Annotated in this window: 12 protein-coding genes and 1 pseudogene; 5 read left to right on the forward strand and 8 right to left on the reverse strand. The window is 42.8% G+C overall.

The features are described from left to right. Window positions 1-298 precede the first annotated feature (298 nt). Complete coding sequence (locus V7K30_RS01930; RefSeq protein ID WP_334996577.1) at window positions 299-1,552, forward strand: glycosyltransferase; 1,254 nt, start codon at window positions 299-301, stop codon at window positions 1,550-1,552. A gap of 329 nt (window positions 1,553-1,881) precedes the next feature. Here V7K30_RS01930 and V7K30_RS01935 read toward each other — a convergent pair whose 3' ends face one another. After that, window positions 1,882-2,406, reverse strand: a complete 525-nt coding sequence (locus V7K30_RS01935) for a DUF2085 domain-containing protein (RefSeq protein ID WP_334996579.1) — start codon at window positions 2,404-2,406, stop codon at window positions 1,882-1,884. Window positions 2,407-2,473: 67 nt separating this feature from the next. Then, window positions 2,474-4,585: a bifunctional arginine dihydrolase/ornithine cyclodeaminase gene (argZ, locus tag V7K30_RS01940; RefSeq protein WP_334996581.1), complete on the reverse strand. Its 2,112-nt coding sequence runs from the start codon at window positions 4,583-4,585 to the stop codon at window positions 2,474-2,476. A 714-nt stretch (window positions 4,586-5,299) separates the two neighbouring features. Between argZ and V7K30_RS01945 the strand changes: the two genes are divergently transcribed. Further along, window positions 5,300-9,289 carry a DUF2157 domain-containing protein gene (locus tag V7K30_RS01945; protein WP_334996583.1) on the forward strand — a complete coding sequence of 1,330 codons (3,990 nt, stop codon included), beginning with the start codon at window positions 5,300-5,302 and terminating at the stop codon, window positions 9,287-9,289. A gap of 168 nt (window positions 9,290-9,457) precedes the next feature. Here the strand turns inward: V7K30_RS01945 and V7K30_RS01950 are convergent, their stop codons facing one another. After that, window positions 9,458-9,898, reverse strand: a complete 441-nt coding sequence (locus V7K30_RS01950) for a hypothetical protein (RefSeq protein ID WP_334996585.1) — start codon at window positions 9,896-9,898, stop codon at window positions 9,458-9,460. A 63-nt stretch (window positions 9,899-9,961) separates the two neighbouring features. Next, a complete protein-coding gene (locus tag V7K30_RS01955) occupies window positions 9,962-11,026 on the reverse strand; it encodes a hypothetical protein (protein WP_334996587.1) in 1,065 nt (354 codons plus the stop codon). A 193-nt stretch (window positions 11,027-11,219) separates the two neighbouring features. Here V7K30_RS01955 and V7K30_RS01960 point away from each other — a divergent pair, with 193 nt between their 5' ends. Next, the gene (locus V7K30_RS01960; RefSeq protein WP_334996589.1) at window positions 11,220-11,510 is read left to right on the forward strand and encodes a hypothetical protein; all 291 of its coding nucleotides are present in this window, start codon (window positions 11,220-11,222) and stop codon (window positions 11,508-11,510) included. Window positions 11,511-11,542: 32 nt separating this feature from the next. Here the strand turns inward: V7K30_RS01960 and ssuD are convergent, their stop codons facing one another. From ssuD to V7K30_RS01975, 3 genes are all read right to left on the reverse strand, one after another. Further along, window positions 11,543-12,679 carry an FMNH2-dependent alkanesulfonate monooxygenase gene (gene ssuD, locus V7K30_RS01965; RefSeq protein ID WP_334996591.1) on the reverse strand — a complete coding sequence of 379 codons (1,137 nt, stop codon included), beginning with the start codon at window positions 12,677-12,679 and terminating at the stop codon, window positions 11,543-11,545. A gap of 17 nt (window positions 12,680-12,696) precedes the next feature. Next, window positions 12,697-13,275, reverse strand: coding sequence for a hypothetical protein (locus V7K30_RS01970; RefSeq protein WP_334996593.1), 579 nt, complete (start codon window positions 13,273-13,275; stop codon window positions 12,697-12,699). An 87-nt stretch (window positions 13,276-13,362) separates the two neighbouring features. Further along, a complete protein-coding gene (locus V7K30_RS01975) occupies window positions 13,363-13,572 on the reverse strand; it encodes a hypothetical protein (protein WP_334996595.1) in 210 nt (69 codons plus the stop codon). Between the two features lie 187 nt (window positions 13,573-13,759). Between V7K30_RS01975 and V7K30_RS01980 the strand changes: the two are divergent. Next, window positions 13,760-14,137 (forward strand): annotated as a pseudogene (locus V7K30_RS01980) (GNAT family acetyltransferase); the annotation flags it as partial. 103 nt (window positions 14,138-14,240) lie between these two features. After that, window positions 14,241-14,675 (forward strand): VOC family protein, encoded by a 435-nt coding sequence (locus tag V7K30_RS01985; protein WP_334996597.1) that lies wholly within the window; start codon window positions 14,241-14,243, stop codon window positions 14,673-14,675. Window positions 14,676-14,699: 24 nt separating this feature from the next. Here the strand turns inward: V7K30_RS01985 and V7K30_RS01990 are convergent, their stop codons facing one another. Continuing rightward, the gene (locus V7K30_RS01990; RefSeq protein ID WP_334996599.1) at window positions 14,700-16,412 is read right to left on the reverse strand and encodes a putative bifunctional diguanylate cyclase/phosphodiesterase; all 1,713 of its coding nucleotides are present in this window, start codon (window positions 16,410-16,412) and stop codon (window positions 14,700-14,702) included. Between the last annotated feature and the right edge of the window lie 580 nt (window positions 16,413-16,992).

The following is a 16,992-nucleotide window of genomic DNA, read 5'->3' on the forward strand; positions in this document are numbered from 1 at the left end:
CTATAACCCTTGTCAAAATCCCCGCTTTTGTTTGTTGATTAGCAAAATTTATTTACATTTTTGACAAGGATTAGGCAAATCTATCAAGGGGAATTTTGGATGTTTTAATAGTTTTTAAGCAAGGTTTAGAAACATCCTCTTCAGAATCGATAGTTTAGATCATTTGTAAATGCGTAAATCCTTAGCCTAACTGTATTAGTGGTAATTTCTGAGCCAAATAATCAGGATCTTCATGAAACATGTGCTGCATAAGTCCTAAATTCAAAACCAGCATTTTAGTGTAATATTCCCCTTTTTTATGACTAAACAACCACTTCGCATTGCACTGTTTACAGCATTGTACGCTCCTTTCTTGACTGGAGTTTCCGTTGCAGTACACCAACGGGTTCAATGGTTACTGCAACAAGGACATGAGGTCTTTCTTATCTACCCAGAAATTAATAGCCAGTACCCCAGAAAGGTTGGAAATCGCCCAATGTCAGGATTGGATGAACTACAGCCCTTCCCCAACTTTTCTGCTTATGCATTCCCCACCAAACCGCTAATCTTCTACAAATCTCTTCCCCAACCATTAAACTATCGCTATTGGAGCGATACTAAGTTACTTGAGAACTTCCAACCCGATATTATACTGGTTGAAGAAGCGGCGCAAATGAGAGGATTATACTCACTTTTCTTACAAGGTTATGGTCGCCCTATAGGAGTTGAGTATGCTAAACAAACTCATACCCCAATCATCTCAATTTTCCATACCGATATCGTTGCCTATATTCGATATTACTTAGGAAATCTGTTCTTCAGCTTGTTACGTCCGATTGTTCCCCTTTTAGTCAAGCAGTTCAGTGATGCTTATGATCTCAACTTATTTCCGTCTCAAGAACTGCTTGCTAAGTACAACCGACTGAAATGCCAACGCAGTGAATACGTGCCATATCAAGGGATTGATTGCGAAAAATTTCACCCCCAAAACATCGACTACAACCCCATTGTTAACGACCATCGACCAACTATCCTTTTTGTCGGACGCATTACCCCAGAAAAAAATGTTACCCAACTTATTGATGCATTTCCAATCATTGCTGCCAAAATTCCTGATGTCCATTTGGTCATCGTTGGTAGTGGCCCCTTGGATGAGGAGATGCGTCGGCGTGCCCAAAAGTTTGAGTCCGGTATTACTATCTGGGGTGAGTCCCACGGAACAGAACTTCTAGGTTTATATGCACGAGCAGATGTATTTGTCAACCCATCTGTTACCGAAAACTTCTGTACGACCAATATGGAAGCTTTAGCATCTGGAACCCCTGTTGTAGCAGCCAACGCTGGAGGAAATCCCGAACAGGTTTTTCATGCGATCAACGGTTTTTTAGCTGAACCCAACAACCCAACAGATTTTGCCCGTAAGGTGATTGCGATTTTGGAAAATCCCAACCTCAAAGCAGATTTGACTCGGCAAGCTCGCCCTTCCATACTTGACTTTGATTGGTCGGCATGTATGCAAAAATTAGAAGACAAACTCTACCAAATCGTTGAAGGATCACAGAAGGTGAAGTAATTTTGGATTTTGGATTTTAGATTTTAGATTGACCCCAGCAATCAAGTCATTAGCTCTGTCAAGTAATGCAAGGATTTTAGATAATAGAATTATTCTCGCGTTTAAATTCGCTTGCTCTCAAACCTTTCTAAAAGCGATGTGCGGTGCTTTTATTATCGTCTTGCATTTTTGTATTTGCATCGCTGTGCTATCTAAATGCAACCTGCTGCAATGCGATTGTTTTAACTGACAATGCGATTGTTTTGACTGACAATGCGATTGTTTTGACTGACAATGCGATTGTTTGGACTTACAAAAATTAATCCACTCTACAAGTTGTGAGATAAAATCTACAATTCGTCCAAGCTGGTTTTAGCACCATGCCACCCGTGCAAAATAGGCATAGTAAACAATCCCCACGCCAAACCCGTAATCAACCCAAAAGGCGTAACCAGATAGTTATTAAAACTCCAAAAACCTAAAACCTGTCCTGCCAATTCCAAAGGATAAGCCATCATCAGCACGCTAGCTAAAGCCGCACCACGTAAGCCATACTGACTCAACCAGTAAAATCCCTTACCACCAGTTACTCCATACAGCAGACGAGTAATCAGCAAACCCGTGACAGTGCCGTAGCAGCGCATACACACAGCCATAATAAACGGTGGTGCTAAATCTAACCCCATAGCTGGTTGCGGACATACATGATTACCCATGAAATAAATGATGTCCGCAATCCCAGGAAGCAACCACACCCCAGACGCAGCCAGAAAGGGAGCCACTGGCGGGCCAAAAACCATCCCCGCCAGCATAAAATCAGCAATCAAACTCACCCAATTAACTTGCAACTCTTCACTGAAAGCTACTCTTGTCATTCCCTTTCTCTGCGTCCTCTGCGTCTTTGCGGTACCCTGCGGGAAGCCCTTTCAGGTCTACGTTTTCCTAACGTACCTTATTAACATAGGGACTTGTCAACTTATCCAACTGCTGAATCAACAGACTGAGGAACAATCCCACATCTGTCACCACACCCACCGATTCTACAGAACCGCGATCGCTTAACTTAGTCACCACAGCTGGATTAATATCCACACACACCATTTTCACACCAGCCGGAGTCATATTTCCCACCCCAATCGAGTGCAGCATCGATGACAGCATCAAAATCATCTCCGTACCTTCTAGGTGTTTGGCATATTCCTCCTGTGCTTTAATCAAATCCATTTCGGTATCAGGCAAAGGCCCGTCATCCCGAATGGAACCAGCAAGCACAAAAGGTACATTATTGTGGACACACTCATACATCACGCCACTCTTAATTGCCCCCGCCTCCACAGCTTTGGGAATGCTGCCATAACGACGGATACTATTAATTACCTTGAGGTGATGGCGGTGTCCACCACGAACGGCAACACCCCGCTTCATGTCTACACCCAAGGAAGTGCCCATGATATTTTGCTCAATGTCGTGAACTGCGATCGCATTACCACCTAGCAACGCCTGTACATATCCTTCCCGAACCAGTTGCGCCAGGTGTTCACCGCCACCAGTGTGAATCACCACCGGCCCAGCCGTGACCACAACTTTACCACCAGCATCGCGGATTTTCCGCAATTCCCAAGCCACTTGCTCAACCACTAATTCCACGCGCCGTTCGCTAGAAACCCCCGCCGACATAAAGCTGAATTCTTGGGTGCTGCGTTGTTCGCGCGATTCAGTTTTGCGGATGGTACGGATACCTAACACGTCTACAATTACTTGTTCGCCAACTTTTAAATCGCGGAGTATTTTACACCGAGCAACTAAGCTATTGGCAGTTTGGGTAATTGCGATCGCGCCATCCATCCGCTGATTTTCCACCTTCACCCACTTACCATTAATTCGGACTTCTGTGGGATAAATTGTACTGACGTAGAAATCATCGGGCGCTACACCATCTTGGATTACAGGCTCCAAGATAGCGTCTCGCTCATCATGTGGTAAATCTACTGCACCCAAATCAATCAATAAAGAGATGATTTCTTCCATCACCTCATGAGACGGTGCTGATACTCTCACCTCAGCGGCTGAGGTACTTTGGCGCTGTTCTCCCAAGTTGAAATTTAGGACTTGGAAACTTCCCCCGGCATCTATAATCAAATCCAAAGCGCGGTTAATTAAGCCAGCATCCAGCAAGTGTCCTTCCATCCGAATGACGCGGCTTTCTACCGAGACATTGGCATGGACTTCATCCCTAACTGGTTCTGTTACCCGCAGAGTTAAGCATTTAGCTGCACCACCAGCTTTGAGAAATTCGGTAAGTGGCGTTTCCAGCACTTGGAAACCTGCATCCGCAAGGCGGGTTTTCAAAACATCACTCGCCTTGTTCATGATCAGGATGCTATCCACATTCACCGCATTACAAGCGAAATTGACTGCATCGGCTTCTTCAATTGCGATCAGCTTTTCTGGTGCGACTCGTATTTCAATTAAGCGGTTGGAGTAAGAATCAAAAGCGCCTGGATAGTACAGCAAATAGCCATTTGCTAGGGGACAAAAACAGGTATCCAGGTGATAGAAACGTTCGTCTATGAGTCGCAGGGATAGCACCTCAATATCCAGCCATTTAGCTAGATAAGGGTGAGAATCTAATTCCGAGCGGAAACCGTATCCCGCCCATAACCAGCGTCCTTCCCGATCCAGCAGTGCATCTCCTGCTCCCTCAAAGGGCAAATCTTTGGGAAGTTCGTTGACTGTATAACCATTTGCCTCAAACCATTGTTTGAAGAAAGGCTCCTCTCCCTGACGTTCTTTGTGCAAAAAGCGACTGAGGACAACGTTATCCCCCAGTACTAAGCCAGCGTTGGCGGTAAAAACCAAATCAGGCCAGCCTTTTTCAGGTGGTACTAAGTCTACAATGGCGTGTTGTTTGAGGATCTGGTGTAATCCCTGCCACTGTTCCACGGCGCGATCGCGCGATGATTTGTGAATATTCCCTTCCATCCAGGGATTAATCACATAGTCTACATCGTAGTGGTCAGGGGGACACATTAAAAAGCGAATACGGGAAGTCATAAAAATCTTACAAGCGTTTAGATGCTACAAGCGTACTTTGAATACAGATTTTCGTTTTTCTACATTTTCTCAAATCTGCTCCTAGAGCTTCTATCTTTTGATAGTTGAAGGCTTTACAAAGGCTTCGTTATTAATTCTATTACTGGAAGAGACAAAGTGAGGGGAATAACAATTCAAAATTCACGCATTCACGCATTCACGCATTAAAGATATTTTCAGACGGGAATTTAAACCCCAACTGAAACCAATAGCGGAGCGTTCGCAAGTCTACGAGCGTCGGCTACATTTAGACGTAGAGGGTCTTAAACCCTTTAATTTCCGATAACAAAATCTCCTTCAACTAAAGATCCAGGCGGATCTATAGCAATCCGATTTGATGGCGTGAAAAAATCTAAGTATGTGTAGGGGAGCCAGTGCGTTGCGGAGGTTCCCTCCGTTGTAGCAACTGGCGTTGTATTATCGCCGAGAGTATGGCACCGAAACCTTCAGGTGGTGCGTTAGCCTTGCCATGCCACTACGTATATTTCAAAAATCAAATATGAGTCCAACGGTTGGGAGACTGCAATGCGGAACCTAAAAGCAGATAGTTGGCATTTGAATATCGCTCGGAGGTTAAAAATTAATATCAATTAGCCTAATAAGTGGCACAATCAGATTCAAAATATACTTTAATTAAACCCATGATTTAAGTATATACTCATATGGCTGCGGCTTATGTCATTGCCTCTTGACCACCCGCTAAAATTTGAAATCAGACTGCCATCTTCCCATCCTCAGTTATTAGAAGGACTAGATATATGGCTGCGCTTAGGTTTGATATCCGATACCCAAGTTAGGCAGCTATGTCAAGAGTTTCTCGTCTGTGCGGTGGTGTTGCAACCCCAGGCTGAAGCCGAAACAAAGGTGGCGTTTGTAACTTCTGACTCCGTGCAGCAGTTGCCCGTAACAGCTTTACAATCTAGTAGCCGTAGACAACCGCAACAAAAACCAGCTAAACCCAACTTTATCAGCACAATGTTGCAGTCCTTGGGGGCAGAACTGAGTGTCCGTTGGCTGCTTTTTCTAGGGGTATTCCTGGTAGTGGTGTCTTCTGGGGTACTGGCTGCGAGTCAGTGGGAGAGATTTCCCGCCTCTGGACAGTATGGAGTTTTATTTGCTTATACTTTGAGTTTCTGGGGATTAAGCTTCTGGGCGACTAGACAAAGCAACCTGAGATTGACAGCTCAGACATTGCTGATTGTCACACTTTTGTTAGTCCCAGTGAACTTTTGGGCAATAGATAGCTTTCGGTTGTGGCAAAATCCTGTGGATTGGATTGTAGTTGCGATCGCCTGTCCCACTCTCACCGCTATTACTGTTTTACTCTCCAAAAATCGGACTATTTTTGCCAATTTACATACTGGTAAATTACCTCTAGCAAATATTCTGGGGTTGAGTTATCTGCATTGGGGTTGGCAATTAAGAGGATTTCCCTTAATTGCTGTTTATGTGGCAATGATCGGCACAACTATCATTACTGTTTATCACAATTACCAACAGCCTAATCCGATCAGCGAGGAAGATCGGCGCGATCGCCGTAGGACAAGTATTAGTTTACCTGCTGCTGTAATTATTTATGCTTTGATAGTGCTGCTAGTGCGGGCGATTTTTGTTACTGGGGTAGATGTGACGCAATTGGGGTTAGCTATTGGTATTTGCGGCTGGTTGGTGACTTGGTTAGCACAGCAGGGAGGGAAGAGGGCAGGGGGCAGGGGGCAGGGGGCAGGGGGAGCAGGGGAGGCAGGGGAGGCAGGGGAGGCAGGGGGAGCAGGGGGAGCAACAGTAATATTCTCCTCATCCCCCGCGTCTCCCTCATCCCTCTTACTCTGGGAAAAACTCGGTGGCATTTTACTTTTCCTGGGTTGGCTGGTTTCGGTAGTCAGTTATCCCTGGCAAGCGATCGCTGTCAGTGGTTTGAGTTTATGGTATGTGGGAAATCACTTGCGGCGATACAGTTTAAAAGTTGACTTCGCTGCGGTTTTTGTCATCGGCTTACAGACGATTTGGTTAGGTTGGCGGTTAGTACCTGATAGCGTACAAAAATGGGCGATCGCAACTGGCACCCAACTCACCAATTCTCAAAATGAACCTGGGGCGTTACTGGGCATAGCTTTATTTCCCTACGTAGTTTTGATGGTGGCGCTCACAGATAGCCTGTATCGCACCGAAAAGCGAGAATTAGCTAAGTTTGGCGAACTGCTCACCCTCTTATTTGGAGCTTTTTTAACAACGATCGCTTTAGTAAATCCCACATTGCGATCGCTAAATCTGCTATTCTCCACCACCACTCTCGCATTCGTCACTCAACGCCGCTCCCCCTCCTCTCTTCCCTTGGTATATCTAACTCACATCATGGGGGTGCTGACGTTTTGCTCTACCATTAATTGGCTGTTACCAACCCTAAGTCAACAAGCCTGGGCAAGTATTTTATTAGCTCTGATGGTTGCAGAATGGGGATTTAGTATTAGTGAAGGACTATGGCGACGTAGTGCATGGGACATCGGTTTAGGACTAGCCGCCGCTAGTTTTTTCCTATTGTGGATGAATGCAGAATCATCTTGGTATGGCATAGCTGATAGCAGAGCTTATTGGGGAGTCATTTGGCTAATTACGCCGATAGCTCTCACGAGTGTAGCCAATATCACAATTATAGAGCGGCGGACTACTAGTCGTTACTTGAGTGTCTTGGCTGTGGTAGTTGCCCAGCTACTTACTTTACAGCTACCAGGAACCAGATTAATCGGTTTGGCTGTGGCTGCGGGACTGATGTTTGCAAATACGCGCTATTTGCGAAACCAAATATCTGCGGTAATTACAGAAGGATTTGTTCTGAGTTTCATTGGGGCGCTGCTATGGACGGGTGTGCCTGGTTTACCTCGCCTCGCACTAGCAGGTTGGTTTGTCGCAGCAGCGATCGCAACTCTAAGTCTATGGTTTGCGCGGACAGTTTTGAGCCGACGCGGTAACGAATTAGCAGTTATATATGCAGCCGCCAGCGATAAGTGGGCGATCGCATTGTGTGGTTTTGAGTTGTTGGGTTTGACGCTGTACTCAGTGCTGATTTTCCGAGGGTTTACTACTTCGGGATTTTTATACTTAATTGCCACTTTTATCACCTTGGCAGCCATTGTTTATCGCAGTTGGCGAGAACCGACAAATTGGGCATTTTATGGCATCGGTTGGTCTTTGGAATTGTTGACTGCCCAGGTGCTGGGATTTGGGGAACGCTCAATTGTTAGAATTGCGATCGCTAACATAGCCTTGGGTTTAATTGCTCAACTTGTCGGAGAGTGGTGGCGACGACGACATCAATTAGAAAGGCTTCCTAGCAGTTTTCACATTTTGCCATTAATTTATGCTGCATTTAGTGTATTGCTGCGTTTGAACACCTTTACCGAGTGGACAGGTTTGTATTCCTTGGGTGTAGCTTTAATTATCATTGGCGTGGGACGACGGCGTGAGAGTTTTAAACCCCTACTTTACTTAGGAATCATTGGCGGATCAATTTCTGCCTATGAACTTTTGTTCTATCAAATGTTACAAGCTTCAGGAGGAGCATTTGGTGATGCATTGATTGCCATGTCTGCCCTTGGTGCCAGTATCATGTATGCTTACCGCATCTTCTCGCCTTGGCTTGTTAGCTACTTACGCCTGACTCCCCAAGAACTAAAAGGAATTGCCCATATTCATTGGGCTTGGAGTAGCTGTTTATTAATGGCTGCCATTCCTCTTCCCATTGGAGTTAACCGTTTGGTGGGATTGGGAACGGGGGTATTTTTGATTCGCTATGCCATCTTTCAGGGACGAAATTCGCGCACTTCCCCCAGCATCTTCGCAGGAATCACAATAGCCGAAATGTGGGTTTACCTTGGCTTATTAGAGGTAGCCGGCATGAGGATTTATTGGCGCGAGACAGCAGTAGGGCGATTTTGGGCTGGGCCGTTAGTTCCTTGGAATGGTGCGATCGCTTGTGTGATAGCTTATTTTCTATACATTTTACCTTGGGAAAGTTGGGGTTGGTCTAAAAGACCTTGGCAACAAGCGGCCTACGTTATACCACTGATAATTTTATGGGAAACCAGACTGCAAACTTACCCTATTACCTTGCTACTCGCAGCTGGATTCTACATTTTCCTCGCAAAAGTGGGTGAAAATATCCGTTTTACCTATATTAGTGTGGCGTTGATTAATTGGGCACTTTATCGCTGGTTTGATTCCTTACGCCTGACTGATGCTTTGTGGTACGTGACACCAATTGGCTTATCACTGCTTTATATTGCTCAAGTAGATACCCAACTAAAACTACCAGAGTATAAAGCCGCTCGCCATATTCTGAGAGTGCTAGGTAGTGGTTTAATTTGTGGATGGGCAATTTTATTTGATCAAGATACAGCCTGGATACCTGGAATTTTCAGCCTCATTGCCATTTTTGCTGGATTAGCTTTGCGAGTGCGGGCTTTTCTCTACATTGGTACAGCCACTTTTTTAATCACTACAATCTATCAATCAGTAATTTTCAGCTTCCAGTACTCCTTTTTAAAATGGGTTGTTGGCTTGCTAGTTGGCATTTTACTGATTTATATCGCCGCCAACTTTGAAACCCGTCGCGCTCAAATAACTTCCTTAATTCGTAGCGCCATTGATGAATTTCAATCATGGCAATAAGGCTAGTTATTAAGCTAAGGATTGAACTAATTAGACAGGCGATCGCACTGTCTGACTACTTGTATCAATTCTGTATGAAGATGCGCCAAAACATGTTAGAAACGAACCGCTAACGGCGCAAAGGACACAAATAAAGAAAATTTGGCGCTGCTTCATAAAGAAATGGTATTAGGTATTAAGCTGATCGCCAATATCTCTAAGTTCCCTAACTAAAGTGCCGATTGTAGCTACACTGGTGTTTACAATGGCCTTTGAAAGAGTTTCTCCTAATGTGATTACACTACTTAAAATATCAATAAAATTTTGAGTTTCTTGAATTTTTGCAGCCGCTTTATCAAGAGAATTAGTAGCCTCAATTATTTTTTTGACTGCTTCATCCATATCGGTTAAAACTTGATTAAATTGTCTACTATTAATCTCCGCAACAAAGTCCAAAACTTTTTGACATTTATTACCAATTTCATCAAATTCATTAGGACTAATTTTTTGATTCTTGAAAAGGTCTTTTGCTCTTTCCCGAAAAGCAACCTGTAGCTCTAGTATTTTATCTCTCAAAGAAGAAGGATTTTCCCAGTCCTGTCTAGTAATTGCATTTTTAGTTAAGGACATAAACAATGATTCTCTTTTTTTAAACGATCAATTAGCGATTGAAAAAGATTAAATAACACTTAGTTAAAAAGCGCGATCAACTTCTTCTACTAAAGGTTTAACTGAGATGACATATTCATTAAGAATTTTTTGAATACGTTTCATTTTTTTCTCATCAATCTTTTTGAATGAAACCTTAGCATTAAACTGACACAATCGATTAACATCTTTTGATTTTAGCCCTTCTGCAAATTCTTTGCTTAGTTGATTATGGGTTTTAACTGTACTAAAAAGAATTTGATTATAAGCCCTAGCTGCTTGTTCTTTTTCAGCTACTATTTCCATAGATTTGTTGTAATCTGTTGTTAAGCTTTCACCTACTGTAATTCGATCGATAGCTTGTTGATAATTACTTGGATTGATTTCTCTATCATTACCTAGCTTATATAAAGTAGCAAAGTAAGATTCATAGTAAGTATCAATTGCGTTTGCTTCTATGCCTAAAGTTCCTCCCTTACTAAGATAGTTGTTTTTGACAATAAATATTAAGCCTCCTGTAGCAGGTTGATAAAGATCAACACCATTTTTATCAGTTGCTGGAACAGAATTACCAGTGACATATTTATGGATAGGTTCATTAGTACAAACAATCGCTTTTTGAAGAGCATCCTCTCGATTTTTTTGAGTCACTAAATCAAATAATACTTTGAGGATTTCCCTTCCTCCATCCACTGCATCTGCATCTAATCTTTTCCCGCTAATAGATAAATCTTTAATACTTTCACCTAAGTTATCTATTGAGTTATCTAAAGATAAATTTTTTCCGCTTGCTATAGCACCTAGAGCATCCATATAGTCAATTAAAATACTGACTACGGTTTTGAAATTATCAGAATCAACTCGTTCAGTTATCTCACAACCTTCTCGCTGATTATTGCGCTGAGAGATTCCATCATTGATAACTAGTTTGACATATCTAGTACGTCGTAAACAAGATTGATAAATATCTTCAGCAAAATCATTAGAAGCTCGTTGAACAATCTCTTTGCTCTTGCTAAAGTTTTCTACAGATTGAAAATTAGCTCCGCAACTTCCTAACAAAACAGCAATCGGAAGAACGATATTGATGAAAGATTTTCTTTTGAACATTTTTACTTACCCTCGCGCTATTGGTAAAAACACTGTTATTTCCTTCTCCACTCCTCAATTAGTCAATTTCGGAATTCTTCGATCACGTTAGAGGTTTTTTTCTAAACTCGATGCCTTCGATGAAACCAATCTCAAACACAACAATCCTTTCACGCCCTCTTCTACCTCCCTTTCAAGGGAGGTAGAAGAGGGCGTGAAATTATTAAGAAAGTTTTCATTATTGCTGAAATGGATAGACTCACAAAGTGATCGGTTTGTGCAAAATCTTGGTCAATCCCAGCAAGATTGCATAGTTTATTTGTTGGAAGTCCCTAATACATCAAAAAATATGGCTCCAGGGTTGACGTTTCGGTGTTTCGTGCAGTCTGTAACAACTTCCGCCTTCACTGTAGGAACTTCCGCCTTGACGCAGATGGCTGGGGGTAATCGTAAAAGCGATCGCAAGCGTACTGTGCGCCAAGGTGTTGTTTTGACTACCAGCTAAGGGCGCACAGAAGTTTGGTGATTTTGAATTGCTTACACTGGTTGTGGTTTGAGTAAATCTGTTTTGGTAACAAATTCACTAAATGTACTTGCAACCTGCTGCGGTAATGCGATCGCAGGAGTTTGCACTGGTAACAGAGGAAACAATGATTCGGCGACTCGATAGGCTTCTTCGAGATGCGGATAACCTGAGAAAACGAAGGTATCAATTCCCAAATCGGCATATTCCAGCATTCGCGCTGCAACTGTCTCTGGATCTCCGACTAAGGCAGTACCAGCACCTCCACGCACTAAGCCAACACCTGCCCATAAGTTGGGACTAATTTCTAAATTTTTGCGATTACCGTTATGTAGTTGGGCCATACGGCGTTGTCCTTCTGATTCAGATTGAGCAAACCGCCGATGTGCAGCAGCGATCGTCTCATCATCCACATATTGAATCAGTTCATTAGCTGCATCCCAAGCTTTTTGGGTAGTTTCGCGCACTATAACGTGCATCCGAATCCCAAAGCGGACTGTTCTACCTTGTTCTGCTGCTAATTGGCGTACCTTGGCAATCTTTTGGGCAACTTGATCTGGTGGTTCACCCCAAGTTAAATACACATCAATGTGTTTGGCAGCAACTTGGAGAGCAGCATCTGAAGAACCACCAAAATATAAAGTGGGATAAGGCTTTTGTACAGGAGGAAATTCGAGTTTTGCGCCTTTAACTTTCAAGTGATGACCATTGAAGGTTACTTCTTCACCTTGCATGAGCGATCGCCAAATTGTCAAAAACTCATCTGTGAGTTCATAACGCTGATCATGATCTAAGAAAATTCCATCTTTAGCAAGTTCTTTTGTGTCGCCACCAGTGACAACATTCAGAATAATTCGACCGTTAGAAATCTGGTCAAAAGTAGCAGCCATTCTGACTGCCAAGGAAGGCGACATAATTGCCGGACGAAAGGCGACAAGAAACCGCAAGCGTTCCGTAACTGAAATTAACGAAGTAGCTACAATCCAGGTATCCTGTTTTTGTCCAGTACCAATCAACATCCCGCCATAACCCAATTTATCAACAGCTTGGGCGATTTGCTGCATATAGGGATAAGTGGCTGGTCGCCTGCCAATTGTAGTACCTAAATAACGCTCATCTCCCTGTGTAGGTAAATACCAAAAAACTTCCATGTTCCTATCTCCTGGCACTATTTCTGACTGATGTTTTCCGGTGTAATGGCTGCATATTGTTCGCTAGTCAGCATCGCTTCCTTAATATTAATATGCTCAGTAATTACTTTTTTTTTAGCTAACAAATCTGCAATCTGCTGTTGATTTTCCATGATTTCTGGCGTAATTGGTCTTAAGCCGTAAGTTCGCCTTTCAACCATTGTTGTTAAAATATCTTCATCAATTTTGAGGTGAGGAATAGTAAGTTTTACAACTTCTGAGCGGTTTTTATCACCCCATTCGCCTGTGTTATCTATCTCCTCAAGAACTAATCGCACTAATTTCGGATTTTCTGTGGCCAACTGCGCCCATTCAACGGAAACACCTAAAGGTTTTAGACGCTTTTCTGTCAATCCTTTAAGTCTGAAAATATCCCCAGAACTTTGATATCCGATACGGACAACTTTGGCTTTAAAACCAGCAGTTTTATTTTCTGAGTTTGGGGTTTGGACTGAGCAACTGATTAAGGTAGTTGAGATTGTTAATAATCCAGGTAATATAAATAGTGAAAAACGCTGAAAAATATTAATTCGTGGTTGTTTGAAGGCCGTAATCATGGAAATAATACTTTATTTTTTTTTGCTTTTGACTATTTGGCTAATATTTGCCGACATTCACTAGAGGCACACATCTGTGCATTGGTGTCAACTTAAGCTAAAAGTTTTTTCAAATCTCGTTTCCAGCCTCTGGCTGGAAATGCAGCTCAATTGCGGCTCTGTCGCCAGCAAGCGAGGCGGAGCCTCTAGAAGGGCATTCCCAGTCGGAGACTGGGAACGAGACAATCTAAAAGCTGGTTCTAGGAAGGTTTTCACGTTAAGTTTAACTTGAGTAGTGCGAATTTCTGTGTTTGTCATCTTAGGGATTAGCTTCCAATTGCTTTTAGGAGGAAATGTTTTATGGTAAGTTTTGTATAATACTACTTAAGATATATCAATTTACCGTAGTTTGAAGAGTAGTATTTCACAAACAATGGGCAAAGGCAAGTCCTTTGATTTAGAGATGTAGATGAATATAAGACCATACTAAGAATCTGATGCTGAATCAGTCAGTGCTTTGTGGGATGATGTGTTTCCTAATAACCCGTCGCATAGCAGCCCAAAATTGGTAATCAGTCAGAAGCTTGCTGTACAGCCTGAGTTATTTTTTGTTACTGAGATTACCTCTGTAATTTTAGGCACTATAATGGCAGGATATGACGGGCATCGCGGTTGGTTATACACAATTGCGGTCAGTCCTCAATATCAACGGCGGGGTGTTGGTAGCAAGCTAGTGCGGCACGCAGAGAGGGTATTAATCGCAATGGGATGCCTCAAAATTAATCTCCAAGTTCGTGTCTCCAACGCAGAAGTAGTTGAGTTTTATAGAAAACTTGGCTATCTCGTTGAAGAACGCATCAGTATGGGAAAGCTTGTCGCATAGGTTTTTGGTGAGTTGGAACAAAAAAACTTTAGAAATACGCCAGTATTACTGCAAAAGGTGATTGTAGCGTTGCCAAATTTAATCCAAACTAGGAGAAAAATTTATGAAGCTTGATGCAGTTCATCATATTCAAGTAACCTATCCTCTTGAGGTGGAGGATGCAATGCTGTCTTTCTACAGCAAAGTTTTGGGATTGACTGAAATTCCCAGACCTGGGGTAATGAAAAACGATTCAGGAGCGTGGTACAAGTTGGGAGACATTGAACTGCACATTAGTACAGAGAAAAACGCCAATAACCAAGCATCTAGACGACATTATTGTTTCCAAGTCGATAACTTGAACGGTTTTGAGGAACACCTAAAAGGGCATGGGGTAGATATTATTCCCGATCAACGACCACTTCCAGGATGCGTGCGGTTTTTCCTCCGCGATCCCGGTGGGAATCGTATAGAGATCGCAGAGTTCGTAAAGAGTACTTTTGCACAGCTACAAACAGAGGAGTTGCTATTAGAAAGACATTCAGCAACAGTGTCTTAATGACTTTCTGGCTTAGGCATCCACCTATGCTGCAATTTTCTCCATCTGCTGAGAACTTTTCTGCAACATCGGGGCAATTACATCAGCGGGAACAGGACAACTGAAGTAGAAACCCTGACCTTCATGACATCCCTGCATTTTCAGGTAGTCAAGCTGTTCTTGGGTTTCCACACCCTCTGCCGTGATGTTTAACCGGAGGCTCTTTGCCAGGGCAATGATGGCATCAGTGACGGCGGCGCTATCAGGATTAGACATGACATCCTGTACAAATGACTGATCAATCTTGAGCATGTTCACAGGAAAACGCTTCAAGTAGTTGAGGGAGGAATAACCGGTGCCGAAGTCGTCTAGAGCCAACCATATACCCAGTTCTCGTAATTGTTTTAAAGTTTTAACTGATCGCTCCATGTCAGCCATCAAGAAGCTTTCTGTCACTTCTAATTCCAGGTAAGATACTTTGAGTCCAGTCTCCTCAAGAATTTGGCTGACGATTTCAACCAGATTTGCTTGTTCAAACTGTCGAGCTGACAGATTCACAGATATCCGAATTGGGGTAAATCCAGCAAGCTGCCAAGCACGGTTTTGGGCGCAAGCAGTTCGCAAAACCCATTCACCAATTGGTACGATCAAACCATTGGCTTCTGCAATGGGAATAAACTTTGCTGGAGAAACGAAACCTAATGTAGGATGTTGCCAGCGAATCAACGCTTCCATAGCTGTAATTTGTCCGCTGTGTAAATCAATCAGAGGTTGATAATAAACCAGCATTTCGCGGCGCTCAAGCGCTCCATGTAATTCATTTTCTAAGGTCAGTCGCTCTTGCAACTGAGCATTAATTTCCGGCGAATAAAATTGGTATTGGCTACGCCCTTTCTGCTTCGCCTGGTACAGTGCCATGTGAGCCTGTTGCAAGAGTTGATCTACGCTATTACGATCATTTAGTCCATTAATTGTGATGCCGATGCTGGCGGTGATATGAATCAAGTTACCCTCTACAGAAAAGGGTTTGCTCAGGGTACTCGATAGCAGCTGAGATAGCTTAATCACACTTTCAAAAGAAACAATGTCCATGCGGGCAATGGCAAATTCATCTCCCCTCAAATGGGCAAGAATATCTGTTTGCGCTATGCAGGTTGATAACCTCTGAGCAACTGCTCTTAACAACAAATTTGTTGTCTGATGCTTCAACCCATGACTTATACCAGTGAAATCATCAATACTCAGCAAAAAAACAGCAACAAGGCGCTGGTTGTTTTCAGGTTGGGATAGAGTCTGCTGGAGGCGATCGCAGAATAAATCACGATTGGGCAATCCAGTTAGATCATCATAATTAGTGATGTAGTGAATTAACTGATCTAATTTGTGAAGAGTTTGTGAAGTATCCGCCATCAATGTACCCGCTTCATCAGCAAATTCTGTGGGCAATTCAGGTAGGGTTTTGGTGTTCAGATAGTTTTGCAATGCAGCAGATGTCAAAATAACCGGTTTGAGGAGGTGATGTAGCGCGTAGAGGGTAGCGGCCGTACCCGCTAACGTAGCCAACAAAGCAACGATCATAACTCGCGCCGCCATCTCCAAGGAATAGGAGTTTGAGATGATGAAACTTAAGAGTAAAGTCAGAAGTGGTACGTGAGTGCCTAAAAATGCCACCAACATGATTTTAGCTGTGTAACTTTTCTTAAGCCATCCGAAATGAGCTAAGAACGAGTACAGGTAGAGCTTGTGATCGAGCTTCATAAATTCTGTTCGGTAGTTGGCAAATTAGTTCCGAGCTATCCTCACAAAAGAGTATTTTTCATTCACAATCCAGTAGAATTAGCTCTCATGGAACCCAACCCTGATAAGGTTATATATTATCCTTCCCAATATAGGTTTCTACTTAATATCTATAACGATAAAGTTTCTGTAAAACTTATTTCACAAATAATTTCACACTAAAACTTATTTGTATTAATTATTACATTAATCTTAGTTATTAGTTTCTTTTTACGTGATATAAAAGCAAAAGTAACTACAGATATATATTGCAATACGCTTGGGTTAAGGATAGTTGTAGGTTGGGTTGAACGTTCGCGAACAGCGTCCCGTAGGGAAGTGAAACCCAACCTACGCTGGTTTTGGTTTTTGGCTTTAACCCAACCGTATTGATATATATTGATATTTATCTGTGGTTCCTTTTCACAAATTTCGACTGAAGAAACCTCTCCCTGGTTTTACTACGCAAAACCGTCCCTCTCGCCAGTCGGAGAGTGACAGACTTGAACTTTCGTTCAAGGCAGGCAGAGGTTTGTTAAACTCACGTTAATTCTGCAACAAA

Source organism: Nostoc sp., from assembly GCF_036917655.1.
Taxonomy (GTDB): Bacteria; Cyanobacteriota; Cyanobacteriia; order Cyanobacteriales; family Nostocaceae; genus Nostoc.

Coding starts and splice junctions, on each gene's coding strand:
- V7K30_RS01975 (WP_334996595.1), bottom strand. CDS start 13,572: ATGACAAACACAGAAATTCGCACTACTCAAGTTAAACTTAACGTGAAA.
- V7K30_RS01945 (WP_334996583.1), top strand. CDS start 5,300: ATGTCATTGCCTCTTGACCACCCGCTAAAATTTGAAATCAGACTGCCA.
- V7K30_RS01955 (WP_334996587.1), bottom strand. CDS start 11,026: ATGTTCAAAAGAAAATCTTTCATCAATATCGTTCTTCCGATTGCTGTT.
- V7K30_RS01935 (WP_334996579.1), bottom strand. CDS start 2,406: ATGACAAGAGTAGCTTTCAGTGAAGAGTTGCAAGTTAATTGGGTGAGT.
- V7K30_RS01950 (WP_334996585.1), bottom strand. CDS start 9,898: ATGTCCTTAACTAAAAATGCAATTACTAGACAGGACTGGGAAAATCCT.
- V7K30_RS01990 (WP_334996599.1), bottom strand. CDS start 16,412: ATGAAGCTCGATCACAAGCTCTACCTGTACTCGTTCTTAGCTCATTTC.
- argZ (WP_334996581.1), bottom strand. CDS start 4,585: ATGACTTCCCGTATTCGCTTTTTAATGTGTCCCCCTGACCACTACGAT.
- V7K30_RS01985 (WP_334996597.1), top strand. CDS start 14,241: ATGAAGCTTGATGCAGTTCATCATATTCAAGTAACCTATCCTCTTGAG.
- V7K30_RS01930 (WP_334996577.1), top strand. CDS start 299: ATGACTAAACAACCACTTCGCATTGCACTGTTTACAGCATTGTACGCT.
- ssuD (WP_334996591.1), bottom strand. CDS start 12,679: ATGGAAGTTTTTTGGTATTTACCTACACAGGGAGATGAGCGTTATTTA.
- V7K30_RS01970 (WP_334996593.1), bottom strand. CDS start 13,275: ATGATTACGGCCTTCAAACAACCACGAATTAATATTTTTCAGCGTTTT.